Source organism: Arthrobacter sp. V1I9, assembly GCF_030817075.1.
Classification (GTDB): Bacteria; Actinomycetota; Actinomycetes; order Actinomycetales; family Micrococcaceae; genus Arthrobacter.
On the sequence record NZ_JAUSYU010000001.1, the window covers coordinates 3741340 to 3767600 of the forward strand.

A 26261-nucleotide genomic window follows, 5' to 3' on the forward strand; every position below is an offset into this window, starting at 1 on the left:
CTTCATCATGCCGCCGGCTTGCTGAGAGGAGACTGAGACGACTGGCGGCTCCCATTGCGCTGGACCGGTTCAGCCTGAATCCTTGGATCATGGACCAACCGGATCCGTCCACTGCCGCGCGTGTTCTGGTAGCAGAGCAAACGCAGGGGCGCTGGACATTTCTGCGCCGTGGACTCCGAGGGCAGTCGACCCTTGCAGCGGTGGCCGTCGTCGCCGTCGCCCTGCTGACCGGCGGCCTGCTGCTGCTCCTGATGCTGGAGTCCGCGCTCGTTGCCGGGACAGACAGTTTCCTGCGGACCAAGGTCCAGGACGTGGCAGCCTTCATTCAGAGCCACGACGCAGAAGAAGCCAGCCTTGTGGTGGCAGAGACGGCGAAGAAGGACCCCTTGGTGCAAATCATCGACGCCCAGGGGAAGGTTATCGGGGCCTCCGAGCCGGGGCTTTTGAAGGGGCCACTCAGTTCTCTTAGGCCGACTGCCGGTCAAAGCGCCACCGACAAGGTATCCGCTCCCGATCTCGTGGGGGACGGCGACGAGCGCTATCTGGTGGTGTGGGGCGTGGACGACGATGAAGACACCAGGTATTGGGTTCTGGCCGGCCGAACCATTCAGCCCCAGTCAGACACGGTCCGGATTGTCACCTGGTTTTTGCTCGTTGCTATGCCATTGCTGCTGGGCCTGGTGGCGTGGTCGGTGTATTTCCTCGTCGGGCGTTCACTGCGGCTGATGGAGACGATACGGACACAGGTCAACCACATAGGCGCCGGGCGACTGAGCGAGCGTGTGGATGTCCCACGCACGGGTGACGAATTGCAAGCCCTGGCCGCCACTATGAATTCCATGCTTGGCCGGATTGAAACGGCCGACCAAAGACAACGGCAGTTCGTCTCCGACGCGAGCCATGAACTGCGGGGCCCCATCACCACTCTCCGGACAGGCCTGGACATCTCCAACGCCGACCCCTCCGGCGAGACGTGGCGAGGGATGCGGCCCGTCTTTGCCGAAGAGACGCAACGGCTGCAGGGTCTCGTGGAGGACCTCCTGACATTGTCCAAGGCCGACGACGAGGGAATGACCGTCCGCCGTGAGGATGTGGACCTCGATGATGTCCTGGCCGTTGAGTTACGCAGGCTCAAAGCAACGAGCAGCCAGCGGATCGTCGCAGACCTCGTTCCGGCCAAGGTCGCAGGAGACCCAGTCCGCCTTGGACAGGCCTTCCGGAACGTGCTCGACAACGCCGATCGCCACGCCACAGGGACCATTGCCGTGAAGCTGTCGGTGACAGTTCAGACAGTGTCGGTGACCATTGACGACGACGGAGTCCCCGTGCCGCTGGCCGACAGGGAAAGGATCTTCGAACGTTTCGTGCGCCTGGATGAGAGCCGGTCACGCCAGCAGGGCGGAAGCGGGCTGGGCCTGGCGATTACCCGTGGCATCATAGAGGGCCACGGTGGCCGGGTTACGGCAACCGTGGCGCCACAGGGCTGGTGCCGCTTTGAAATCAGTTTGCCGCCGATGCCCCGGCCGCCTAGCGAACCCCCTGCCGATGTACCCACCGCAAACTCTAATCAGGGCTGAGTCTGTAGCCCATGCCCCTTACCGTCCTGAGCGTATTGAGGCCGAAGGGCACATCGATTTTCCTGCGCAAATACCCGATATAGACCTCGACCACATTATCGCCGCCCAGGAATTCGGAGTCCCAGACATTGTCAATGATCTGAGCCTTCGACAAAACCTCGCCCGGCCTGCGCATCAGGTAGTCCAGCAGGCCAAACTCCCGCGCAGTCAGCGAGATGACCTGCCCGTCACGTGTCACGTGCCGGGTTGCCGGGTTCAGCCTTAGCGAACCAACAGCCAGGACGACCGGCCGTTCCGGGGCTCCCCGGCGAATGAGTGCCCGGAGCCGAGCTACCAGCACGGGGAAGCTGAACGGCTTGGTCAAGTAGTCATCTGCCCCCAGGTCGAAGGCATCGGTCTGGTCATATTCACCATCTTTGGCCGTCAGCATGATCACCGGCACCCAATTCTGGCGCTCCCGCATCTGTTTCAGTACCGAATAACCATGCATGCCCGGAAGCATCACATCCAGCACAACGACGTCGTACAGGTTCTCCGTGGCGGCCCACAACCCATCAACACCGTCATGGGCCGTATCGACCACGAAACCCTCGGCTTTTAGCCCCTGCCGGATCGTCTCGGCCAGCAGGACCTCGTCTTCCACAAGCAGGACCCGCACAGTGACTTCCTCTCGCCTGTATTCGGACAAGCATCCATGTGCTGCTGACCGCGTGAAGGGTCCAGAAGATGCCGGAAGCAACTTTTCTGGGCAGCGGTGTTCGGTTCTCAGTATCCTCTCAGGAGGACCGCGGAATGATGAAGGGCTTTGGAACCACTCAGAGTAGGAGAACCGGGATGTCGAACGTGCTTGACCAATGCCTTCCGTTCACCAGCCAACAGTCTTCACAAACCAGGCCCCAGTAGAGACACAGCCAGACCCCAACTCGCCGAACTGCTGCGGTTATGTGAATGGGTTTATCAGAGTCCATCCGGGGTCGTGGGTGTGGGTCACTTCGATATGGGGTCGGGTTCCCGCGAAGCGGTCGATGGTGTCCTGGCCGTTCTGGTCTTCGGAGTCGGTGTAGCAGTGCAGGATACGCTGGTCATTTGATGTCTGGGTGGCGACGAGCATGCCTCGGGGTCCGAGGGCTGCTGTCAGGTCCTCTTCGAGACGGTGCAGGTCTATCGCTTCGTCGTAGTCTGGTAGCCCGTCGGGCCGGGTCTGCGGGTAACCAACCTGGATGGCTGTGTGCAGGTCCAGCAGGGGGTGGTCTACCCACCGTAGGGGACGCAGTGCTCTGATGATCGTGCGCGGCCCCGAGGATGTTCCGGCGTCCTTTAATGTCCAGCCGATGGGCGCGTACCGGGCGGCCATGGCTTCGATGATCTCGGGAAGGGCTGTTGCTGGCAGGCTGTCCGGGGGTTCGGTCTCGGCGGCGCTGATGGCGCCGATCCATCGTTGGACGTTGTCTTCTCCAAGGAGCCAGTCCACCAGCAGACGGGAGAGCTGGTGCCGGTAGCCGGGGGTGACCCGCGTGAAGGCCGGGTGGTGGACGATGACGTGGGCCCGGGCGCGTTCCACGTCCAGGGTTACTGAGGCACGGCTCAGGCCAAGGTTGATCGATTCCCCGGCAACTTCGAGGGTGACGGCGAGCATGCCTGGTTGCGGCTGTCTGGCTCCGGCGAATTCCCACATCGGTGTGGGCGGGGGTGCGGCCCGCCTCCACCGTTCGGCCAAGACCCGCAGTCCGGGGTCCCCGCCGCCTGAGACGCAGAGCTGGTGCCGTGCACGGATGCCTGGGCCGTTTTGCCAGCCAAGGCCCGGGCCGATGGCCTTCACCATGCCATCGAGGGTGTCCGAAAGGTCCCGGTAGTCACCTGTCGTGACGGCACGACTGAGGTGCCCGGCACCTTCTGCTGACCACCACCGCCAGAACGCGGAAATGGCGTATGTGTGAACGGTAGCGTTTCGCCGTTGAATGCTCACTGTGGCCTCCTGCAGTTCCGGCCACGGAAGTGGCAGCTCACTGCGGCTTTGCGGTCCTGCCTTCGGACGGACAGTTGTTTGGACCGGCTGTCTGGATCGGATGGGCGTGCGCTGGCCCTTATCGCGGCTACAACCGTCGCTCCGCAGGAGCCGTTCTCAGCCAGGTCTAACTCATCTTCGGCGATCTCAGTCATGGCGCCTCCCGGGTTGGGTCGCGCCGGACCTCGGTGTCGCGTGGCGCATTCCTCACCCACTCTCAACCCTCCCCTTGGGGGAAGGTCAATGGCGAGGTCTGACGTGGCCAACATTCCTCTAAGGTGAAGGTCAAACGCCGGTGAAATCAGCTGAAAGGGGAGAAATATGCGTATCGGTGAGGCAGCCGCCGCGGCTGGTACGACGACGAAGGCCCTGCGGTTCTATGAAGAGCGAGGTCTCCTGCCCGACGTCGGCCGCACCGACAGCGGGTACCGCGACTACTCCCCCGCGATGGTCAGCCGGCTTGAATTCATCAGGCGCAGTAAAGACGCGGGCCTGGGCTTGGCCCAGATTAAGGAAATCCTCCGGATCCGTGACGCCGGACACGCCCCGTGCGCACAGGTAAGTGACCAACTGACCCAACAACTGGATGCCCTGGACCGGCAGATCGCCGAACTGACCGCCCTCAGAGCTACCGTTTCCGAGCTCCACCGCACCCTGACCGCCGCAGACCCGGCCGCATGCGAGCCCACACAGATTTGCAGCTACCTCTGACGTACCCGACCGCAAAGGGAGTGCAGCACAGGAGAAACCCTCGACAGTCGTTAGCCCACAAAGGGCCAGGAACGTGCCATGCGGTGGCCCGAGTGATCGGTCACGCCGCCGGACTGCCGCAGACCGTCTGCGGAGTCGTAAACCCTGCGGAAGGTGTCGTAGTCGGCGAAGCGGTGGAGGAGGGTGAATAGTGCCATGGGGAAAACTCCTTCAGATCAGCTTGGTCAGCAAAGTAAAGCTAGACCTGCGACCAAACTGGTCAAGGGATCAACAGTCGGCCCTTGGCGACCAACGCCTGCGGTGCCGGCCTATCCGAGGCCAGTTTGGTGCAGTAAACCATCAGGATAATTTGCCGACGGCTTCGCGCACTGCAGCCGTTCCATCATCGGTGAAAACCGGACGAGCGGGACTGCCCGTGCAAGACAGAAGTACACCCCAACCCGACAACGACCGTGGGCAGATCTTGACTTCCTTGTAGGACGGGGCGGCGATCCTTCGGCCGTATGTGAGCTCGTTGCCGATGTGCCACTCAGACCTGTCGGTGAACAACGGGCCCGCCCCCTGCCCTGCCCATGCTGTTTGGCCCGAAGCCCCCGGGATAGTTGCGGCGCCGGGCGGCGGCGTCGAAGGCCTTTCTTTCAGCTAGAGCGCCCCGAACTTCTGACGCAGCTCTTGGAGCTTTTCATCGAGCTCGTGACCACGTTTAGGTCCAAGACCAGCCTATCCGTAGAACAAGACCGGGCGCGCTGGAAAGAGTCTGCTGCTGAACGCGCTGGCGGCACCTGTCCAGGGCGTCGCCGGCAAGCCGGACGACGCGAAAGGGGTTCATGACCTCGACCGCGTCAGGGAGCTTTTCGACGGCCGCGGTCTTGAACCCGGTCAACCCGTCCATTGCAACGACCTCGATCCCATCCCGCCAGGCCTTCGGGCGCCCGGCAGCCAGGTTTTGAAGACCTGTTTGGAGCGGCCCTCGATGATGTCCAGCAATCGTGCGGGCAGGTCTTGTCACGGACCGGAGTGAGGTCGATGATCACGGTGACGTACTTGTCCCCGCGCCGGGTGTGCCGCCAGACATGCTCATCCACGCCGATCTCGGCGACCCCGCTGAACCGGGCCGGGTCCGCGATCAACACCCGGTTGCCCTCGGCGAGGATCGCGCTGTTCGCGGTATGCCAAGGCAGGTGGGCCGCGGGCGACGCCCTGCGCCTCCACAAGAACGGCACCAGTCATCCGGATCAACAGCACGACATTCCAACACCGCGCGGTTAGGCCCGAAAAGCTGCCCCGGCAGCTTCCAGCCCGAGCTCACCGAGCCGGCAGAACGTAGTCAGGTCAGGAGGCAGGAAGGGTAGCGCGAGACACGTCGAGGTCTTCCGGATGGGCTGTGTAGGAACTTCCATCATCGGAAGACCTCGACCCCTAGCCGGCACCGACGCGCCCACCCCGCACTACACCCTCAAAGGCGACGAGCCAGAAAACTGCCCAAACCCGACGGCATCGAAGTCTCTGGGCCGGCAACGCATGCCAGAGTCTTGGCGCAATATGAATATGAATATGAAAACCAGCGCACAATAAAAAACTTGGCTTATCTTGATCTTTCCCTGTGGCATTCTTGATCCGGGGATTATATTCACGGAAATTGTGAGCTAAGGGTTCGCCAGCGCAGCCGCACGTTGCGTAGCAGCGAAAGCTTCTTGGCTATTGCCCAGCCGCTGATGAATGTTGGCTAGGACCCTCCATGGGGTATCCAGTGCAGGGTCGAGCGATGCGGCATGTTCCAGGTCAGTAATCGCCGCCGCCGGCTGGCCCAGGCCGAATTGCGCCACGCCGCGGTGAATGTAGAGCGCCGTGGCATTGGGAGATTCGGCAATCAGCGCATCCAGCACATCCTTAGCTTCAGGCACCTCGCCGCTGTAGAGGTGGCCGAGGGCCAGGGCCGTTCCCGCCTCTTGGGAGCGCGGTGTCCTTTCCCGAGCGAGCGTCCCCCACTCGACGGCATAGCGGGCGGCCTGCCGCTCCCCCTCCGTGGCCGGGCCGGCAAAGGCTTGACCTGCAAGCAGTGCGGTGTCGCTGTCCCAGCGCCTAAGCTGCCAGGCCTGCCTGAACGCCTGCTCAGCCTGGGCATAATTCCCTCCTGCAGCCGCCCTGGCTCCGGCTCCCATAAACCCTTCCGCCGCCGTCGCAGGAACCGCGAGCCCGAGTCCGGTAAGAACGAGCAACGCCCCGAACAGCCGGGGAACGGCCAACATTTTCCCCGCAGCAAACGTGCGGTGGAAGCCGTCACGGGCTGGAGATCCGGTAGCCGCCTCGCGCCCCACGAGCCCGCCGCACAGGAAGGCCACCAGTCCCGTGGTGCCGATGGATGTGAAGTGCGTCAGCAACGCCACTCCGTACGCCGCCACCGTGACCAGCACCACGGCCAGGTATCGCCGGTGGGAGGCAGAAGGCGAGGCCCTCATCCGGCGGACCACCGCCACCACGGAAACCACAATCAGCACCAGCACAAGCACCAGCAGGGGAAAGCCACCAGCGGCCAGCACCTGGAGCGGCCAGCTATGGGGGGAGTCCGTCGGGAAGCTGTCTCCCACAGTCCGCGCCCACTCGGGCCCGAGATACCCCGGCAGGGCGTCAACAAAGCCGCTCGGACCGACGCCGGACAGCGGGCGGTCGGCGATCAGTCCAAGGGCCTGTTCCCACAGCAGCAACCGCCCGTCCACGGTTCCCGTTGACAGCAGCCGCTCGCGAGGCGCGGGGGCCAGCAGGACGCCGACGGCGATGCCCGCCACCGCGAGCCCGGCGCCGGCGGCGGTTTTCGGACCCGTCCACAACCGACTCCTCATCCACGTGCAAACACCGAACACCACCACGGCCAGCAACGCGGCCAGCGCCGCGCGGGAACCGGAAAGAACTGCGACCCCCGCGCCCGCAAGCAGACCGCCACGACGCAACCAGACCTGCCAGGCCCGGTCTGGCTCGGCTTGGGCGGCCAGCACACCGGTGATGACTACGCCGATCAGCCCCTGGTCGGTAGCGTTGCCCAACGTCGCTCCGGGACGCACATCGGCAGCACCGCCCAGCGGCCGCAAACCGGCGCTTTCCAGCACCGCGATGACGAACACCACCGCGCCGGAAACGGCGAGGGACACGCCAAGAAGTGTACGCCGCTGGCCCCCACGGCCGCCGCCCAAGGACCTTCGCGCCCATGGCGAAAACAGCTACATTCAGTCCAAGCATCAGCACGCCCTCATAGCGAGGCCACCGCCCGGCAACGCTTGTCATGGGAGCGTCGGAGAGCAACATGGCGACGGCGATCCACAACACGCAGGCGGCAAGCGCAGTCTTAACTGCCAGCGGGAGCCGAAAGCCGGGCGGCGAGAACACGGCGGCGAGGACGGCAATCATCACTACCAGGACCTTGATCCAGACAAACCGGAACAGCCCGCCCGGCTGCACAGCCAGAAGAGATACCGCCATCAGGACGATGCAGAGCCCCGGCATCCGGGTAATTACTCTTTTCATGCGTATCCTGCAGCCTCTCCCCCAAAGTACTTCGGGACCAACAATAGCCGTTGGGCGGCTTTCATCCGGATCAAAAAAATACGCGGTATGTCCAGCATCTTTAGTAAGGCGTTTGGGAAATATTAATCGGCGGTTAGACTGGGGCGTTCTTTGAAAATCTAAAGTGGCGGCCGGTCCGTTTGCTGACCCATGGGGGGTAGAAATGCTCGTAAAGAGCGGGCGATTCCGATTACGGATCGCGTTATTGTTTTCAGTTCTTTCGGCGCTCATTGTTTCAGGTCTGGTGCCTGCCAACGCGGCCGACCTGTCCGACGCGTCAATCAGCGGGCACATTTCCGTCCCGCCCGGTGCAGATGCCCGCACCACGGCAATCCATGTCTACGCTGCCACTCCCACGGGAGAGTACGTGACCACCGCCTATCCAGCTGCCGAAGGCGCCTACAGCGTTAGCAATCTTTCGGCAGGCTCGTACAAACTGTGGTTCTCCGATTACACCAGCAAGTCCGTTCCTCAGTGGTACGGCGGGGCTGATCAAGGCTCAGCCACCGGCTTGACTGTCGGAGCCGGGCAGCAGCTCACCGGCATTGACGTCGTCATGGCCAAGGGGGCATCAATCAGCGGCCACATCACCGCCCCGGCCGGGGTCGACCTCTCGGCGGTAGGCGTCTACGCGTACAACTCAGGCGGTTATGCCGGGTCCCGCTGGGCCGCCGTGGCCGAAGACGGAAGCTACAAGTTCACCGCCCTTGCCGCCGGCAGCTACAAACTCCAGTTCACTCCAAACAATTCCGGAGCCTTGGAGCAGTGGTACGGCGGGGCAGTCTCGTCCGACAGCGCCACCGCCGTCTTGCTCACGGCGGAACAGGAACTCACCGGCGTCGACGCCGTCCTCGTCAAAGGAGCTTCGATCAGCGGCAAGGTGACGGCACCTGCCGGCGTCGACCCGGCCTCGGTGAGCATTTCGGTCCACAAGGCAGCGCAGTACTCCTACTCGGGATACGCACAGATCAACTCCGACGGCAGTTACGCAGTACGCGGTCTTTCCGCGGGCAGTTACAAACTGGAGTTCAATACCAACAACTCCAGTGCTGCAAAACAGTGGTACTCAGGGGCAGCGACCTTCGAAACAGCTACCCCGGTCACAGTTGACTCCGGCCAGGATCTCACTGGAATCGATGATGCGTTAGTCAAGGCGGCTTCCATCAGCGGACAGGTTACCGCGCCCGCCGGCGTCGATCTGGCGTCCGTTCAGGTACAGCTCTATCAGACAGACGGTTCGAGCAGCTATGCCGGGTCCGCGCAAGTTCAGGTGGATGGCACCTACACAGTCGGGGGCCTTTCCGCCGGCAGTTACAAAGTCCACTTCAGCGGCTACAACTCCGGCGCGTTGGAGCAGTGGTACCCAGGTGCAGCCTCCTCCGACACAGCCACGGTCATCAACCTCACGGCCGGACAGGGCCGGGGCGGAGTGGACGCCACCTTGGTCAAAGGCGCTTCAATCAGCGGCCACCTCACCGCAACGGCGGGAGTTGAACTCAGCTACATTACTGTGACCGTCCGTTCAGGCTCCGGCCAGGACTACGGGTCTGGACCCATCGGCGCGGACGGCGCCTACCTGGTGCGCGGCCTTCCGGCCGGAAGCTACAAAGTTCAGTTCAGCGGCAGCGACAGCTATTCGGGTGCGCTGGAACAGTGGCACTCCGGAGCCGCCTCGGCCGATACAGCCACTCCCGTCACCGTGGCCGAAGGCCAGGATCTCGCCGGCGTCGACGCAACGCTGGTGAAAGGGGCCTCCATCAGTGGAACCGTTACGGCGCCTGCGGGTGTGGACGTGAACTACTTGAGCGTCTACGCCGAAAGCTTGGATGGCTCCTCTCGGTCCTACGGCAACGCCGAGTTCAACGGCAACTACACCCTGAGGGGCCTGGCCCCGGGCAGCTATAAGGTGCGGTTCAGCGGGTACAACTCCGGCACCCTCACCCAGTGGTACTCGGGGGCCTCCACTTTTGAAAGTGCAACCCCTGTCATTCTTGCCGAGGCTCAGGATCTCAGCGGCATCGATGCGGCACTCGTTATGGGCGCCTCCATCAGCGGCAAGGTGACGGCACCTCCCGGAACCGATCTAACCTCTGTCTACGTAAACGTGTCCGCGGCGGATCATTCCTCGTCGTTGTCGGGACGGGTCAACTATGACGGTAGCTACTTGGTGCGCGGCCTGCCTGCAGGTGCGTACAAGGTCCAGTTCAGCGGAAGCGGCGCGGGCTTGCTCGACCAGTGGCATGCCAATGCTTCGTCCTTCGAAACGGCCACGCCGCTCACTCTTGCCGCAGGCCAGGACCTCACCGAAATCGACGCAACCCTGGTGAAGGGTGCCTCGATCAGCGGAACTGTTACGGCACCTGCCGGCGTGGACCTCAGCGGCGTCAGCGTGCAGGTACGAAGCCTGGAAGGTTCTACCGGGTTCAACACACAGGTGAACCGGAGCGGCAAATACACAGTTCGGGGACTGCCAGCCGGCACTTACAAAGTGCAGTTCAGCGGATTCGCCTCCGGCACTCTCGATCAGTGGTATGCGGAAGCATCCACATTTGAGTCCGCCACCGCCGTCACCGTGACCGCCAGTCAGGACTTGACTGGAATCGACGCTGAATTGAAGAACGGAGCGTCCATCAGCGGAAAAATCAGCGCTCCTGCAGGCGTAGACCTGAAAGCCGTGTGGGTCACCGCCTACCACAGCAGTGGTGCCATGGACTACGCGGGCTCCTCCTCCGTCGCAGCGGATGGTTCCTACAAAGTGGGTGGGTTGCAGGCCGGATCCTACAAACTGGAGATCAACTCGGGTAATTCCGGCGCCCTAAACCAGTGGTACGGGGGCGGCCTGACCTTCAGCACGGCCACCGCCATCGTCATCACCGACGGCCAGGCCGCAGGCAACGCTGATGCCGTGCTCGTGAAGGGTGTGAGCCTCAGCGGCAAAGTCACAGCGCCCGCTGGGGTCTCCGTCTCGGAGGTCACCGTGTCGGTTCTCGAAGCAGACAGCGGATCGCAAGCAGGATACGCCTGGGTAGCAGTCGACGGCAGCTACAGGGTCGGTGGTCTTCGGGCAGGAAACTATAAGGTCCAGTTCAATGGGGGCACCTCCGGGGCGCTGGATGCCTGGCATGGAGGCGGCGAGTCGCTGCAGACTGCTGCGACCGTCGCCGTCGGGGCTAGCGAGGACCTGGCGGATCTCAATGTGAGCCTAGTCAAGGGCGCCACCATCAGCGGAAAGATCACTGCGCCCTCCGGTGTAGATCTGACCCGCGTCAACGTCGCCGCCAGCCTGGACGAACGCCCGATGAGGACATGGTTCCCCGTAAACGCGGATGGTACGTATGTGCTCAAGGGACTGCCTGCAGGAACCTATAAGGTGCTCTTTAGTGGCCCTGAATCCGGCGCCTTGGACGAGTGGTACGACGATGCGAAGATGCAGGCCGAGGCGGCACCCATCGTTTTGACTGCCGGACAGGGCCGCACGGGTATCGACGCGGTACTTGCCCTAGGCGCGAGCATCAGTGGCAAGGTCACTGTGCCTGCCGGTGTAAGCAGCTCCGGCGTAGTCATCCTCCACAAGAGCGATAACACTTTCGCAAAATCCGTTTATTTCGGATCTGATGGCAACTACCTGCTACAGGGGCTAGACGCCGGTAGCTACAAGTTGCAGTTTGTCCCGTATACCGCGGCAGTTTTGCAGCAGTGGTACAGCAACGCCTCGTCCATGGAAGCGGCAGCCACTGTCACACTGACGGACGGCCAGAGCCTAACCTCCATGGATGCAACCCTGGTCAAGGGCGCCACTATCAGCGGAAAAATCACAGCCCCTGACGGCGTCTCCCTTGGCGCTGCCCAGGTCGGCGCCTTCAAGTCCGGATCCGCTGACGTTGCGGCGGCCCGCAGCTCAGTGCTCGCGGATGGTTCCTACACCCTGGTTGGCCTGGAGCCCGGAACGTACAAACTGCAGTTCTTCGGAGTTCGCAGCGGCGCCGTCGACAGCTGGTTCGGCGGATCCACGTTCGAGGCCGCCACCGCCAGGCCGGTCACAGCGGAACAAAACCTCACTGGAGTCGACGTGACGGTAGTGACCGGTGCATCCATTACTGGAAAGGTCGCGGGTGCTAACCCTCAGGGCTACCCGCTCTCAGTTCTGGATGAAACCGGAAAGCTCGTTAAAAGCGAGTACACCGACCAGTCAGGCAATTACAGCGTGGTCGGACTTGCGGCCGGGTCGTACAAGGTGGCCTTCAACCGCTCCAGCGGATACTCCACGGAGGAAGCCCAGTATTACCAGAACAAGCCCGAATCCGCGGGTATTAACCAAGCCCAGCTGATCCAGCTCGCCGCGGGGCAGTCTGTGCCGAATGTTGATGCCACCTTGGCCAAGGGCGGATCGATCGGCGGCACCGTGCTTGACAAGGCCGGAAAGCCGGCGCCCTACCTTTATGTCCAGGCGTATACGGTGGACGGTTCGCTGGTGACGCGCGGCGGAATGACGGACGGGGCCGGCAAATACAACGTCACCGGCCTGACATCAGGGAAGTACGTTCTTCGGGTGCATAGCTGGATGGACGGAGAACTCTTCTCGGGCAACGCCGACACCGAGGCCGCTGCCAGTCCCGTGACGGTCGTCGGCGGCAACTCTACGCCGCATGACCTGTCCTGGGCAGCAGTACGTCCTGCCCTCACCGCGCCAAATCCCACCATCACCGGCACCGTCGTTGTAGGCTCAACCCTCACCGCGGTCCCGGGCATCTGGGAACCGGCACCAGTCACCCTGGCCTACCAGTGGAAAGCTGATGGCACCGCCATTACCGGCGCCACCGCCAACACCTACAAACCCACGACGAGGGATGCCGGCAAGACCCTGACCGTCACCGTGACAGGAACCAAGGACGGCTACACCACGGTTGCTAAGACATCTGCGGCTACCACCGCCGTTGCCGCCGGCACCCTCACTGCCCCGGATCCGACCATCACCGGCACCGCCGCTGTGGGCTCAACCCTCACCGCGGTCCCGGGCACCTGGGAACCGGCACCAATCACCCTGGCCTACCAGTGGAAAGCTAACGGCACCGCCATTACCGGCGCCACCGCCAACACCTACAAACCCACGACGACGGACTTGGGCAAGACCCTGACCGTCACCGTGACAGGAACCAAGGACGGCTACACCACAGTGGTGAAGACTTCCCCGGCCACTGGAACCGTTATGGCTGCCAACCCGGTACTGACCGCACCCATGCCTACGATTTCCGGCACTGCCAAGGTAGGCGTCGCCCTCACGGCCGTGCCCGGCACGTGGGGACCGGCGACCGTCACCCTGGGCTACCAGTGGAAAGCTAACGGCATCGCCATCACTGGCGCCACTGCCGCTGCCTACCGGCCCGCGGCAACGGACCTGGGCAAAACCCTGGCCGTCACCGTCACCGGAACCAAGGCGGGCTACACCACGGTAGCCAAGACCAGTACGGCAACAGCCAAGGTCGCCGGAGGCACCCTGGGCGTGCCGGCGGTTACCATCAAGGGGACGCTCAGGGTTGGCTCCACCCTTACCGCGGCAGGCACCTGGGGACCGGCACCGGTCACACTGAAGTACCAATGGAAGGCGAACGGCATCGCCATCACCGGCGCCACCGCCAGTACCTACAGGCCGGCTGCAACAGTCCTGGGCAAAATCCTGACCGTGACCGTCACCGGTTCCAAGTCCGGCTACACCACGGCAGCCAAGACCAGTGCAGCAACGGCCAAGGTTGCCGCAGGCCTCCTGACCGCACCGGTGCCGGGCATTACCGGAACGGCCAAGGTCGGTAACACTCTGACGGCAATCGCCATTTGGGGACCGGCGCCGGTCACACTGAAGTACCAATGGAAAGCGAACGGCATCGCCATCACCGGCGCCACCGCCAGCACCTACAGGCCGGCTGCAACAGTCCTGGGCAAAACCCTGACCGTCACCGTCACCGGTTCCAAGTCCGGCTACACCACAGTAGCCAAGACCAGCGCGGCAACAGCGAGGGTCGTGGCAGGAACATTGACCGCACCGGCGCCTGCGATCACGGGCACTGCCAAAGTCGGCTCAAGGCTGGCAGCCTCCCCAGGCACCTGGGGACCGGCACCGGTCACCCTGAAGTACCAGTGGAAAGCGAACGGCATCGCCATCACCGGCGCTACCGCCAGCACCTACACACCGACAACAACGGTCCGCGCAAAGACGGTGACCGTCACCGTTACAGGGACAAAGACCGGCTACACCACGGTCGCTAAGACTTCCGCGGCAACCGCCAAGGTGATTTAGCGATTATTTCCTAGCATTAGCGAATGAGGCCCCGTCCAGATTCTTTCCGGATGGGGCCTCATTCGTAGGGCTGGCCCACCCGCACCACAGCATCACCGGCATGGGTGGATGCCGCGTCCACCTACCGGGCTCTGGTCCACACTCTCACCCGCAAAGGAGTCCGGGTGGAGTATGTCAAGGAACGCCTGGTCTTCACCGGCGAGGACTCCCCCATCGCCAACCTCATGCTCTCGGTCATGGGAGCGTTAGCGGAGCTCGAGCGCGCCCTGATCAGGGAGCGACAACGGGAAGGCATCTCGCTGGCGCAGCAGCGCGGCGTTTACGAGGGACGGAAGAGGACCCTTTCGCCGGAACGGGCGCCGAACTGGTCCAGCGCGCGGGCCGTGGCGTTCGTAAAGTCGTCCTTGCCCGCGATTACGGGATCAGCAGGGAGCCGGTCTACCAATATCCCCGCCACGCCAGGCTGGACTGAAGCCGCTCCCGAACCGGCTCTGCTGATGTGGCACGGCATGCTGCGTAGCTTTACAGAATCGCTGTTATCGGCTCTTGAAAATAGGCGGGGAGTGGCCCCAGGAGGAGTTGCGCTTCGGCAGCCCACCGAGGCATTCCCTGCCCGGAAAGCCGCCACTCCGGCGCGTTCAAAGACCAAGCCGTGAGCGAAAATGAAACAGTGGAGCCACTCCCCCGCTGCAGTCCCCCGGCGAAGGACACCTCCATCACCGATACCAGCAAGTAGTCCTGTTTCAGGAAAACACGTAATGATTACTGGGGTATCTCTCAACTCATCGCCATAGCGTCATAAGCGGAGCCGGCGACGAGGGCGTTCGTTCGAGACGCGAACGCCACCCCCAGCCGCCGCCGGCTCCACACCGCGCTTCCACTGATCCCCCACACACATTGTCGCTGCGCATTTTCGGCCGAGAGTCGACGTATATAACGCTGGTTGCCCGGGGCGGCCGGGCAGTCCTCAGCAGGTCCAGCACTTACACGGTCAATCGGCGCCATTGGCTGCGCTGATGAACGTGGACAGCATCTTCGCTTCGGTAGGCATTAGAAATACCTCGAAGGGCTTGATCTGCCCAGCGATTTCAAGGCGGAGGGTGAAGCCATTCGATCCGGTGCTGGGGCGCGCGGACCAGTTACCGAGGACCGGTGCCAGGTCATGACCCATCAGGACATGGCGCTCTTGCATGTCCCAGGGGGTGCCGGCATCGATCAGTGTCTTGTGTTCTGCACAGACGTAGGCCTCGTGATAGCCAACAGTGAGGTTTTGGGTGCCCGCTACGAAGGCGGAGCCAGGATTGGTGCACCGTAGCACTGAACAGTTAATCATTTTGTGACGGTATTGACAGGATGTTGGGGGAATCCTGCGAATCCATCTTGGGATTTCCTTGGCCTGTTAGGCCCGGCCCAAAACGGGCGCCCACCGTTGATGGGCAGGGTGGGCAACCAAGGGCAGGGATACCGAGGCTTATCCAAGGTTGTCATTTGATGATTGCGGTGGTTGGGGCAATTACCCGGCCTGGCCTTGAGAGGTACTGGGGGCCATCTGGAGTCCAAAGGAGTCATCATGATCAGGAAGCTTCAATATGCGGCCGGGGCCGGCCAAGTTGATCCTCTTCCGCGGCGGGCGGGCGCCAGGGCGGGGTTGGCCGCCGCTGCTGCCGGGGCGCTGCTGGCAGCGGCGCTGTCGCCGTTGGCAGCGGCACCGGCCAGCGCGTCAACAGCCGGAGTTGGGCCTGTAGATCCGTCCACCGGTTTTCCGTCCTGGTTTTCGGACGGCACTGTGAGGCTGCAGCTTTGCTACATGGCTGACGCCGGGTGCCTCTCGGAGCCGCCAAACGTTGGGGCGCCGGCTTCGTATCCGGACAACTTCCCGGAGGAGGCTTTCTGGTTTGCTGCCGAAGCGGCAGGCGGCAACCTGGGGCTGTATGAAGCGGCACTGGAAGGTGCGCACACCAACGGGGTTGTGGAGCCTGGTGAGCAGATGGGCTTCGGCCGGCTCCGGTTCATCGTCGAGAACATCCTTCCCAACGCCTCGTACACGATCACGCACCCTTACGGGGTGAATGTGTTCACCTCTGAGGCGGATCCGAAGAATCCCGCGCTGGGAAGGATCAGAGCCACCCTGGACTCCGGCGTGTGCGCGCCCAGCCCCACCGTGCCGTGCGACTGGGCCGGAGTTGGCGCCGCGTTCCTGGGCGATTACAAGGCCGGCAGCACCGCGACGTTCCTCCGCCAGGTAGGGGCGGCCCCGGGAACCCTGGGCGATATCAACACACCGCGGGCCGTCACGGGAGCGCCTTCGGGCACCAACGCCGTGATTGTCGCCGGCCCCTAACGCCGGTGGCCCGGGAATCAACACTCTCACCGTGAGCACCTTCACCGTCCAGGGGCTGATTGCGGAGGGTTCCGACGGCGCCCCCTCCACACCGGATCTCGCTGCAGCCAGTGACAGTGGACGTTCCGCGACGGACAACATCACCAACATCGCCACGCCAACCGTGACCGGTACTGCGCCGGCGGGCAGCACAGCGCCTGTGCAGCTGATCGTCGACGGAGCAGCGACCCCGGTGGCAACCACACTCTCCGGCGGAAGCTACTCCGCTAGGCTGGCACCGCTCACCCCGGGCATCCACAAGATCCAGTCCCGCACAGCAAACCCTGCCTACCTCCCGGACCCCGCAACGGGTTTGGTACCGGCAGACGTGCCGCAGTACCTCACCTCCCCGACACTGACGTTCACGGTGGACACCGCCGCCCCGGCAGCCTCCGTCACCGCCCCGTTCCCCTCAACACCAACGCTGGATAACACCCCGACACTGAATTTCTCCAGTGAAGCCGGTGCCAAGTTCGCATGCCGGCTGCTGCCGAGCAACTCCACCTGGGACCCCACCTGCGCCTCGCCCAAAACCTGGGATGCACAGGTCAACGGGACGTATGTCTTCGAGGTCCGGGCCACGGACGCCGCCGGCAACGTCAGCGCCACCGCCAGCCGGACCGTTAGGATCGGTGCCGCCGACACCGTGGCACCCACTGTCGCCAGCCGGGTACCCGCCTCCGGTGCCACCGGCGTCGGTACCGGCACCAACATCACCGCCGCCTTCAGCGAATTCGTTCAGGGAATCTCCGGCACCACGTTTACACTCCGAAACGCCGCCGGCACCGTAATCCCGGCGACAGTGACCTACGACCAAGCCACCCGGCGAGCAACCCTTGACCCCACCGCCCTGCTCAATCCGAACACCACCTACACCGCCACCCTGACCGGCGGCACGGCCGCAATCCGGGACCTGGCCAACCGGCCGCTGGCATCAACCAACTGGTCATTCACCACAGGCACCGCACCCACCGTGACCTCCCGGACACCCGCAGTCAACGCCACCGGAGTCCTGAGAACGGCCAACATCACCGCGACGTTCAGCAAGCCCGTTAACGGCGTCAGCGCCACCACCTTCACCCTGAAGAACACTGCAACCGGTGCGGCGGTAACAGCCACCGTCACCCGCAACGGAACCACGAACCAGTGGATCCTCAACCCCGCCACCACACTTGCGGCCAGCACCCGGTACACCGCCACCATCACCGGCGGCCCCGGCACCATCCGCGACGCGGCAGGCACACCCCTAGCCACCACCAGTTGGAGCTTTACCACCGGCACCCTCTAACCACATAAACCTGAACACGTCGCCTAAGAGGCGGGGAAGGCCGGCTGAGAGCGGACGGTTTCTAAGAATCCTTGCAACACCTGTTGGTCAGGAGGTAAGTAGTAAATCACGCAAAACGCCCGGCTGCAGTACTCCAGCCGAGCGTTTTGCGCGGGCGTCCCTTGAGCCCTTGGGCGGGCTAAAGCTTGCAACGACCATCCCAAAAACCCTGCCTCGTGCAGCGCCCGAGGATTTTCACTTGGCTACCTCGACGCAGCGGTTGATCTCCTCGGCGACGTGCACGTCGAACACGTCCTGGCCAACGCATCACTGACCCGCAAGAACTCTTCAGATACGGCACAGCCAGCAAACGATCCTTTCCAACCTTCATTGATCCTCTGCTGTGGCTACGCAAGGAAGCCGTGCTCACCCTGAAGAACCGCCCCACGTCCATTCACATCGCCGCCAAAGATCGATTAGCTCACAGGCATGGCCAAAATCATTTACTCCATAGCCAGCCATGAACTTGTTACCTCTCCCTGTTTCCCCCACCCCGCTTAGAGGCTCAGGCCGTTGTGGGTCTGCTGGGCGGCCGCGAGTGCGCCGCGTGTCTTCCGTGCTCTGGGAGCCTTGTTGCGGGTTGAAGTTACCGTCGACGTAGGCGGCGCTGCACGGTCCCGGTCAGCGGTGAGTCTGGCCTACGGCTTCCCTGTCTCCGATGTGGTCAAGGCTCTGTGCAAAGTCTTCCCGCCGTTCTGCTAAGCCATAGCCCGCTCCAGCATGTACTGATGCACCGTCAAAGGCATAGCGTCCGTCTGGCCCAGCAACTCCATCCCACCACGAGCCCCAACGCTGTCCGATAAGGGCCGTCTGCATGTTGGCTTACATGGTTTCTCCAAGCCTTAGGGGGATACCGGCGAAGGAATCCCCAAGCTGAGCGGTGCACAGTCAAGGCAATAAACAGAGGGAGACCCGTCATGACAATTTCACGCCGCCAAGTTCTGTTGATCGGTGGACTTGGGGTCCTCGGAGCAGGTGGGGCGTTGTTGCCGACGAGATCGGTGGAGGCCAAGTCCGCCAGCCGGCTCGCCGCCAATGAGATGCCACGGCCCTTCCAGTCAGAGTTCCACCAGGCGCCCTTCCTGGATCCGTATAAGAAGGGCATTGATCCCGTAGACGGGCGCCCCGTACATTACTACCAGGTGACGGAGAAGGCCACGACGGCTCAGATTTTGCCTCGGCTGACAACACCCATCCTCGGCTACAACGGGCTGTTCCCCGGGCCCACCATCAGCCTGGACCAAGGCACCAAAGCTGTGTTGCGGGTCCGCAACCAGCTTCCGGCGCTGCATCCGCTGGACGGACACGCCCTTTCCACCTCCACGCACCTGCATGGGTCCGCGTCGCTGCCGCAGTATGACGGCTATGCCAGCGACATCACCTACCCGGGGTTCTACAAGGATTACCACTACCCCAACTTCCAGCCTGCACGGACGCTGTGGTACCACGACCACGGCGTCCACTACACGGCCCAGAATGCCTATTCGGGCCTCGCGGCGCAGTACCACATGCATGATCCCATCGAACGGAAGCTGCTCCCGCAGGGCCGCTTCGACGTGGCACTGACCATTAACGACGTCATGTTCGCAGCAGACGGATCGCTGGGCTACGACGACAACACCCACTCGGGACTTTGGGGTGACGTCATTTTGGTCAACGGTAGGCCGTGGCCCGTTATGAAGGTGCAGAAGCGGGTGTACCGCTTCCGAATCCTTAACTGCTCCATCTCCCGTTCCCTGCGGCCGGTGCTCAGTACCGGCGATCCGCTGATCATGGTTGCCACCGATGGCGGACTGATGCCGGCCGCGCAAAGCGTGGCGAACTACCGCCACGGCGGGGCAGAGCGGTACGAGGTCCTGATCGATTTCCGGAAGTACAAGACCGGGCAGCGGGTCGAGCTCCGGAACCTCTCCAACCCGAACAACATCGACTACGACTTCACCAACAAGATCATGGCATTCGACGTCACTGACGAGCCGGTGGACACCTCCGACCCCACCTGGAACCGGATTCCCACCACCCTGGCCCCCAGTGAAGCCATGTCGCTGACAACAAAACAGTCCGTAAAGACGCGCCAGTTCCGAGTTAAGCGCAACGACGTCACCAACATGTGGACCATCAACGATGACAGCTGGCAGGACATCATAGCCAGCGGGTACAAAAAAGTGGCTGCGGATCCAGCAGCCAACTCAGTGGAGATATGGGAAATTGAGAACAAATCAGGCGGCTGGTTCCACCCGCTCCACATCCACCTCGTGGATTTCCAGGTCCTCAGCCGCAACGGGAAAGCACCCTTCGCTTACGAACGCGGCCCGAAGGACGTGGTGTACATAGGCGAAAACGAGACCGTACGGCTGCTGATGAGGTTCACCCCCCACAAAGGCCTGTACATGATGCATTGCCATAACCTGCCGCACGAGGACCACGACATGATGACCCAGTTCCGGGTAGGCCTCAAAGCGACAGACGTGGACGAGAACGATCCCATGACCGCCGCTCAGCCTGCATGGGACGACGAGAAGGATTGATCATGCAAGAAATAAAGCACCATGGCAGGCGCCGGTTTCCCAGCCGCCGTCTGTTGTCGTGGCCAAAGATGCAACTGACTGTAGGACGTTGGCCGGGCTCCTGGTGGCGGCGCTGATTCCGGTCCCGGTTATCCTCACCGTCCGCACCCTCTTGATAGAACCTGCCATCGAGCCTCCATCTGCACTGGGTTGCCGGTTAGGTCCTATACGGGGGAACCCTCACAAAAGAACTTGTGGCTGCCGGAATCGACCCCCGGAAAGTAATGCGATTGAAACGCGGTAAGCGCCGCGCGGAGGCGTGTTCGTCTTGCTGTAGGTGTCACCAAAGCGTTGTGGGGTTTCAAAGGACCAGACGACGGCCTCTTCCGCGGCGCCGCCCTTCGCGCGGGCCTGGGAGCTTCAAGACCTCCTCCTAATTGCTCCAAAGGTTTCCGCAGGGGCATGCAAGCAGGATGATCCAATCCGCAACAAAAAAAGGAGCGTCATGCATCCTCAACGTAACCGTATTCCGGATCGAGGCCTGAGTCGCTGCCAGTTCGGATTGGTACTAAGTGGCGGCGCTTTCCTGCTGCTGGCCGGTGGCACCTACGGGGTTGCCGGGCGAAGCCCGCAAAAAATGACTACGAGCGTGACAACAGCATTTGGGTCCTTAGCCATTGTTCGGGCCGGGCGCCTTGCCCGCCTCAATCCCCAAGGCCAAACGGCCTTCAAAACCTTGGCAGCCGCTGCGTCCTCTATCAACGCAGGCAGGGGCATTGGAGGCGACACGCAGATCAGGCGTGTCAGCACTACGGAAAAGTCCAGCCCCGACGATCACGGCCACGACAACCGGACGTTGCCAGACCCGGCGTGGCCTGAACCGGTCAACTTGACTTGGGCGGACGTCGTGCTGCTGGAAGTGCAACTTCAGAATTCCGGTGCGGTGCCGGTGCTTTTCAGCCCGGGGCAGCTCCGGCTAAAGCTGGGGTCGACGGCTGTGACAGTCACTCACCGGGACTCCGACCGCACACCCGGTCCGGTAGCACCGCACACCTCGGAGCACCTTCTGATCAGTTACCTGGCACCGCGTGATTCCCCGAAGCTGGGGCTCTCCGACGAGCAGCAGGGACCGTATTTACCGTCTGGCGCTGCCACCCCTGATTATTAACGAGGCACTGTCATGAACACATTGGACTTCCATATCAATGAAGGTTTCGTGGTGATGGTGGATGGCTCATTGGTCTACCACCGAGGCTTCGGGGAGCGCCCCACCACCTTGTCGGACGCCAACCCGTCACTGTCGATGAGCCCCCGGGTTTTCACTGCGGCCGGAGAGGTTTCGGCAAGCCGGACTTATCCCCTGACCGCCCCGCCGCCACCGCGCGGCAGGCCAACACCGCTGCAGCCCGACCAGGCAAACCCCGGACAGTATTTGGCGAGGAAGGAATACTGGGCCAGCTATTTTCCGGACCGGACCCTCATCGCCGAAACAGGCAGCATCATCCGGATAAGGGTGCACAACCATCTTGCGCAGCCGCACGAACTCCGGTTCCACAGCGCTGGCCCGGACGACGGGGATAAAGGCACGGGCCCTATAGCCCCGGGAGCCTCGTATCTCCTGGAGTTCGACGCACCGGCGCCAGGGACCTACCTGTTCTCGGACCCGGGCAACGAACCGGTGGAGCGGACCCTCGGCCTTTACGGCGGGCTCGTGGTCATTGACCCGCGGAACGCCTGGCAGCTCTACCCCGGCCCCGACGGAACCGAATTCGAGCGCCAGTGGCTGTGGCTGTGCCACGACGTGGATCCTGTCTGGGCCCGAATCGCCTCCCGAGGGCGGACGGTCAATCCCGCCTCGACACCGGCGGTACCCAGGTACTTCACCCTCAACGGGTACTCGGGCTTCCAGTCATTGGCCGTTAGCACCGATGAAGAATTGAACGAGCGGCGGGAGCAGGACACGCTGCCCTCGGGCTTCCCGCGCGAAACCGACGTGCGGAACTTCAGCGCCTCGCCGGGCGCGGGTGCCATCCGCACCGGCCAGTTGATGAGGATGATCAACGCTGGCGTCGTGGACCACCAGCTGCACTACCACGGCAACCACGTCTGGACCGTGCGGGCCAATGGTAAGGATTTCCCGCGCGAACATGGACGGGTCAGCCCGGAGGGTGACGTCATCCTGCAGCACTGGGAGGACACCGTTCAACTGGAACCGTTGGACCGAAAGGAGTCACTGCTTCCGGTCCGGCGTCCACCGGACGTGGTCAATGAAGTGTGGAACGCCCGAACTGTCGACTGGCGGTATCCGATGCACTGCCACGCGGAGCCCTCCCAGACAGCGGCGGGCGGACTCTACCCCGGCGGCCTTGTCGCCGACTGGGTGGTGGCCGCTGATGCCAGCCCTGATCAAGGTCTGCCGGGGACCGCGGAAGACGGGCACCACAAGTACCGGAGCCAGGTGGAGTTCGCCTCGGACCAACCTCACGAGGGAAGCCCGGAGACGGAGTTCCTCCAGCGCCCGGACCTGAGCATGGAGTTCGACTTCTTCAACAGGAAGCTGAAGATTCCGAACGGGCCTGAACTCGAATTTTGGAGTTTCGAGAGCGGCAAGTCAGGGCGAGGGATCCCGGCACCGTTGGTGCGGTTGACGGAGGGCAAGCTGTTTCACGGCACCATCAAACCCAGTAAGAGGGTCCACACCATCCACTGGCACGGGATCGAACCCGACCCGCGGAACGACGGCGTCGGCCACACCTCCTATGAGGTCTCCGGGCATTACACCTACCAGTGGAGAACAGACGTCGGCGTGGTCGGAAACCCCAACCGGGGCTCCGCGGGCACCTACTTCTATCACTGCCACGTCAACACGCCACTGCACGTGCAGATGGGCATGTTCGGGCCGATCATCATAGATCCCCCGGCCAGTACCCCTCCGCCACCGCGTGGAATGCGCCGCCACTCGGTGCAGGGGCCGCTGTACGACATACCCACCGAGACATTGATTGCTCCCTACTCCATTGATCCCCGGTGGCACGAACTCAACCACGCAGCCGGCCTGTCCGGGGACGATGCCGGGCTCAACCGCTTTGAACCCAAACACTTCCTTCTCCTGGGCGGCGCGGTAGCCAGCCGGCCCACTGGGGACAGGGTATGGGCGATCAGCTCGATGCGGGCCAACGTCGCGAAAGAGGGCGTTGCACCCACACTGGTCCGCATGATCAACGTGGACTATTTTCCCACACGTACCAGGTTCCTCAACGAGGCGAACCAACCCGTGGTAATGGCAGAGCTGATCGCCCACGATGGCCGCCCCTTCTGGAACACCCCGAACCCGGTCGGCCCCGCGGTTCAGCCCTCGATGGCCGGGCAACCGCTGCTCACCAGCGTGATCAAGTCCGGAGCCGCGGAGAAGTTTGACTTCCTGCTTCACCCACCGGCGCCGGGGAAATACAAAATCGCCGTCGATTTCCTGCACTGGGTTACAGGTCAGATCCTGGCGACCCGCACCGTGACTGTGACTGCCTCCTGAAAGGAGCAAGAGCTGCCGCCCGCGAAAGGTAACAGCAAACGAGAATCAATCACTGGCGCACCCCCGTCCCTAATCGCGCCATCCTGGTCACTAGGACGCCCCCGAGCAAACACCTTGAACTCCGCGCCCGCCGCGCGGACCAGTCGTAGCGTGCCCATAACGCCGCGTCACCGACATCAATGGCGGAAGCGACACAGTGTGGGCCTTCGTGAAAGTTTTCCTTGCGTCCCTCCCTCCAGGCCGATGTTCAGTGATTCCTTCACAGGAAACGAGCCGTGCAGGGGCTTTGACAAGGTTTTTCCAACTTGGGTTTCTAGCGTTTCTCCAACTCGGGCTCGTCACAGTGGTTCTTACCAACCGTTCGAATTAGGAGCACGAAATGGTTACTAGCATGCCTGTTCGTTCAGGCCCGCCTTTGAGTCCACAACAGAGGACCCGTCGCGGCCTGGCAGCGGCCACTGCTTTGGTATTGACGGCTACGGGCGTGAGCTCGGCACTGGCCGCGACCGAAGTGAGCGTGAAGAATCCAGGGGGGCTGATCGCTGTCGGGCCGGTGAATACTGAGTACGGATTCCCGGCTTGGTACGAAGACAGCACCAACACCCGCGTTGAATTGTGCCTTGACGGTTCAAACCCCTTGTGCGGCTTCCTCCCGGGGGACATCCCGGACGAAACCGCACCGATAGCATTCCCAGGAAACTTCCCGGAGGAGGCGTTCTACATGCTGGCTGGCTCCGAGCTGGATCTTCCCGGCGGTGGGCGAGCCGTACTGGTTCTTGGGCTGGAGGCAGCATTCGCAAACACAGTCTCCGCGGGCGATCAGGTTGTATTTGGCCGGCAGCGGGTCGTCGTCAAAGGCGGGCCAGCGAACACCACACTGGAGTTCCGCCACCCTTACGGCACTATCACCATCGACACCGACGCCAGCGGCGACGGCAAACTCGTCGAAGACATCTCCCCCGCCATCGGAAACTTCACCACAGCGCTTAAGAGCAACATCGGGCCTTTCCTCAAGTGGGACCCTGCAACCGCTCCAGCCCGCCCCGACGGGTACCTCGGCGACCCGAACCAGGACCACACAGTTGTCGGCAGCCCCCTGGGTTACAACAGGTTCTCCGTCAACGGCGGCGGACTTGCGCTGGAAACTGACCAGTTCTCCCTGATGGGCAAGCTCTCCACGAACCATGGCGTCAACACCGACGCGGCAGTACTCAACGGGGACATGATCGATGTTTTCGCCACTAGCGGCATCGATTCCCAACTGCAGGTGGAAGGCCAGGACGGGAAGTTCGAAACCGTTCCCATGCTCAGCGACGACGACAGCGGACGGTACTACGCCCGCATCAAGTTCACCGGTGACACCCCCAGCAGCATCAAGGTCACCAACATCGAGGACAAGCCCGCCAGCAGCAGCACCATCAATGTCAGCAAGCCAAGCGGCATCTTGATCACTAAAGCCAACTATGACGGGGCCAATCTGACCGTCGCCGCGACCTCCACAGCAGGGTATCCTCTGACCGTGGTGGGGTTGGGGACCCTAGAAGAACCCGCTGCTGGGACGGCATCTGAGAAATCCTTTGCCGTGAAGGCACCGCCGGCCAGCGTTACCGTCAAAACCGCGTCCGGCGGTTCGGCATCCCTGCCGGTCACCGTCGGCGGCGGCGGAGCATCACCGGCAGGTCAGGATCCTGTAGCCCCGGCACCGGACCCCGGTCCCGTCGTTGACACCGGCGGTGGGCCAGTCCCCGGCTCCGAAAATCCCGGCACGCCGGATGCCCCGGCCTCAGCCGTGGCCACGGCAGCATCACCCACAGTCGCTCGCGGGGGAACCGTTGAGCTTGACGGCAGCACCTCAACCAGCGCTGCCGGCTACCAATGGCGCCAAGTCAGTGGCCCAGCCGTTACCTTCTCCAGCAACACTGCCGTGAAAACGGTCGTTTCCGTTCCGTACTACGCCAAAACGACCGATACCGCACCGTTGACCGCGAAAGCGGACGAACCAGTCCGGATCGAATTGGTCGTAACTGACCGCAACGGCACGGCCAGTACCCCGGCTACTGTTGAACTGACCGTGCAAACGGACACGGTCACCATCACCGAGTCCCGTCACAGATTGAACAAGGAGATGAGGATCGCCGGTACTTCCACGCTCAGCGGTAGCTCAGGCGTCCTTACCCCGGCAACATCCGTGGTCATCTACGACACCACCCCCGGCCGGCCTGTCACCAAGCTCGGTACGTCGCCGGTGGACACTCTAGGTGCCTGGGCGCTGAAACCCAAGCCTGGACCTAACCAACAGGTCACCAGTGTGCTCATCCAGTCCACGCGGGGAGGCACAGCCACCGGGACGGTTGCAGCACGCTAGATACAACCCA

14 protein-coding genes and 2 pseudogenes are annotated in these 26261 nt (G+C 62.8%); 10 read left to right on the forward strand and 6 right to left on the reverse strand.

Annotated features, from left to right (window positions below):
- Nucleotides 1-89: 89 nt before the first annotated feature.
- Nucleotides 90-1577 (forward strand): ATP-binding protein, encoded by a 1488-nt coding sequence (locus tag QFZ70_RS17505; RefSeq protein ID WP_307097437.1) that lies wholly within the window; start codon nucleotides 90-92, stop codon nucleotides 1575-1577.
- Here the strand turns inward: QFZ70_RS17505 and QFZ70_RS17510 are convergent.
- Together QFZ70_RS17510 and QFZ70_RS17515 are read right to left on the reverse strand one after the other, a co-directional pair.
- Nucleotides 1564-2235, reverse strand: coding sequence for a response regulator transcription factor (locus QFZ70_RS17510; RefSeq protein WP_307097438.1), 672 nt, complete (start codon nucleotides 2233-2235; stop codon nucleotides 1564-1566). The two genes, QFZ70_RS17505 and QFZ70_RS17510, sit on opposite strands and share 14 nt — an antisense overlap.
- Before the next feature lie 282 nt (nucleotides 2236-2517).
- Nucleotides 2518-3543 carry a DUF695 domain-containing protein gene (locus tag QFZ70_RS17515; protein ID WP_307097439.1) on the reverse strand — a complete coding sequence of 342 codons (1026 nt, stop codon included), beginning with the start codon at nucleotides 3541-3543 and terminating at the stop codon, nucleotides 2518-2520.
- Nucleotides 3544-3903: 360 nt separating this feature from the next.
- Here QFZ70_RS17515 and QFZ70_RS17520 point away from each other — a divergent pair, with 360 nt between their 5' ends.
- On the forward strand, nucleotides 3904-4293 hold the full coding sequence (locus QFZ70_RS17520; protein WP_307097440.1) for a heavy metal-responsive transcriptional regulator: 390 nt from the start codon (nucleotides 3904-3906) through the stop codon (nucleotides 4291-4293).
- 50 nt (nucleotides 4294-4343) lie between these two features.
- On the opposite strand, the gene QFZ70_RS17525 is transcribed toward QFZ70_RS17520, so the two are convergent.
- The 3 genes and pseudogenes from QFZ70_RS17525 to QFZ70_RS17535 form a co-directional block, all read right to left on the reverse strand.
- A complete protein-coding gene (locus QFZ70_RS17525) occupies nucleotides 4344-4490 on the reverse strand; it encodes a hypothetical protein (protein WP_307097441.1) in 147 nt (48 codons plus the stop codon).
- Nucleotides 4491-5053: 563 nt separating this feature from the next.
- Nucleotides 5054-5693: pseudogene (locus QFZ70_RS17530) on the reverse strand (transposase); the annotation flags it as partial.
- A gap of 246 nt (nucleotides 5694-5939) precedes the next feature.
- Nucleotides 5940-7439, reverse strand: coding sequence for an O-antigen ligase family protein (locus tag QFZ70_RS17535; protein WP_307097443.1), 1500 nt, complete (start codon nucleotides 7437-7439; stop codon nucleotides 5940-5942).
- A gap of 656 nt (nucleotides 7440-8095) precedes the next feature.
- Here QFZ70_RS17535 and QFZ70_RS17540 point away from each other — a divergent pair.
- Together QFZ70_RS17540 and QFZ70_RS17545 are read left to right on the forward strand one after the other, a co-directional pair.
- Nucleotides 8096-14143, forward strand: coding sequence for a carboxypeptidase regulatory-like domain-containing protein (locus QFZ70_RS17540; protein ID WP_307097445.1), 6048 nt, complete (start codon nucleotides 8096-8098; stop codon nucleotides 14141-14143).
- A 125-nt stretch (nucleotides 14144-14268) separates the two neighbouring features.
- Nucleotides 14269-14615 (forward strand): annotated as a pseudogene (locus QFZ70_RS17545) (recombinase family protein); the annotation flags it as partial.
- A gap of 519 nt (nucleotides 14616-15134) precedes the next feature.
- Here the strand turns inward: QFZ70_RS17545 and QFZ70_RS17550 are convergent.
- Nucleotides 15135-15476, reverse strand: a complete 342-nt coding sequence (locus QFZ70_RS17550) for a hypothetical protein (RefSeq protein ID WP_307097448.1) — start codon at nucleotides 15474-15476, stop codon at nucleotides 15135-15137.
- A gap of 237 nt (nucleotides 15477-15713) precedes the next feature.
- Between QFZ70_RS17550 and QFZ70_RS17555 the strand changes: the two genes are divergently transcribed.
- The 6 genes from QFZ70_RS17555 (at nucleotide 15714) to QFZ70_RS17580 (ending at nucleotide 26251) form a co-directional block, all read left to right on the forward strand.
- Complete coding sequence (locus QFZ70_RS17555) at nucleotides 15714-16484, forward strand: hypothetical protein (protein WP_307097449.1); 771 nt, start codon at nucleotides 15714-15716, stop codon at nucleotides 16482-16484.
- 31 nt (nucleotides 16485-16515) lie between these two features.
- Nucleotides 16516-17811, forward strand: a complete 1296-nt coding sequence (locus tag QFZ70_RS17560) for an Ig-like domain-containing protein (RefSeq protein WP_307097450.1) — start codon at nucleotides 16516-16518, stop codon at nucleotides 17809-17811.
- A 956-nt stretch (nucleotides 17812-18767) separates the two neighbouring features.
- On the forward strand, nucleotides 18768-20378 hold the full coding sequence (locus QFZ70_RS17565) for a multicopper oxidase family protein (RefSeq protein WP_307097451.1): 1611 nt from the start codon (nucleotides 18768-18770) through the stop codon (nucleotides 20376-20378).
- A 484-nt stretch (nucleotides 20379-20862) separates the two neighbouring features.
- Entirely contained in the window at nucleotides 20863-21525 is a 663-nt protein-coding gene (locus tag QFZ70_RS17570; RefSeq protein ID WP_307097452.1) for a hypothetical protein, read from the forward strand.
- 12 nt (nucleotides 21526-21537) lie between these two features.
- The gene (locus QFZ70_RS17575) at nucleotides 21538-23886 is read left to right on the forward strand and encodes a multicopper oxidase domain-containing protein (RefSeq protein ID WP_307097453.1); all 2349 of its coding nucleotides are present in this window, start codon (nucleotides 21538-21540) and stop codon (nucleotides 23884-23886) included.
- Nucleotides 23887-24370: 484 nt separating this feature from the next.
- Nucleotides 24371-26251, forward strand: coding sequence for a hypothetical protein (locus tag QFZ70_RS17580; protein WP_307097455.1), 1881 nt, complete (start codon nucleotides 24371-24373; stop codon nucleotides 26249-26251).
- The last annotated feature ends 10 nt before the right edge of the window (nucleotides 26252-26261 follow it).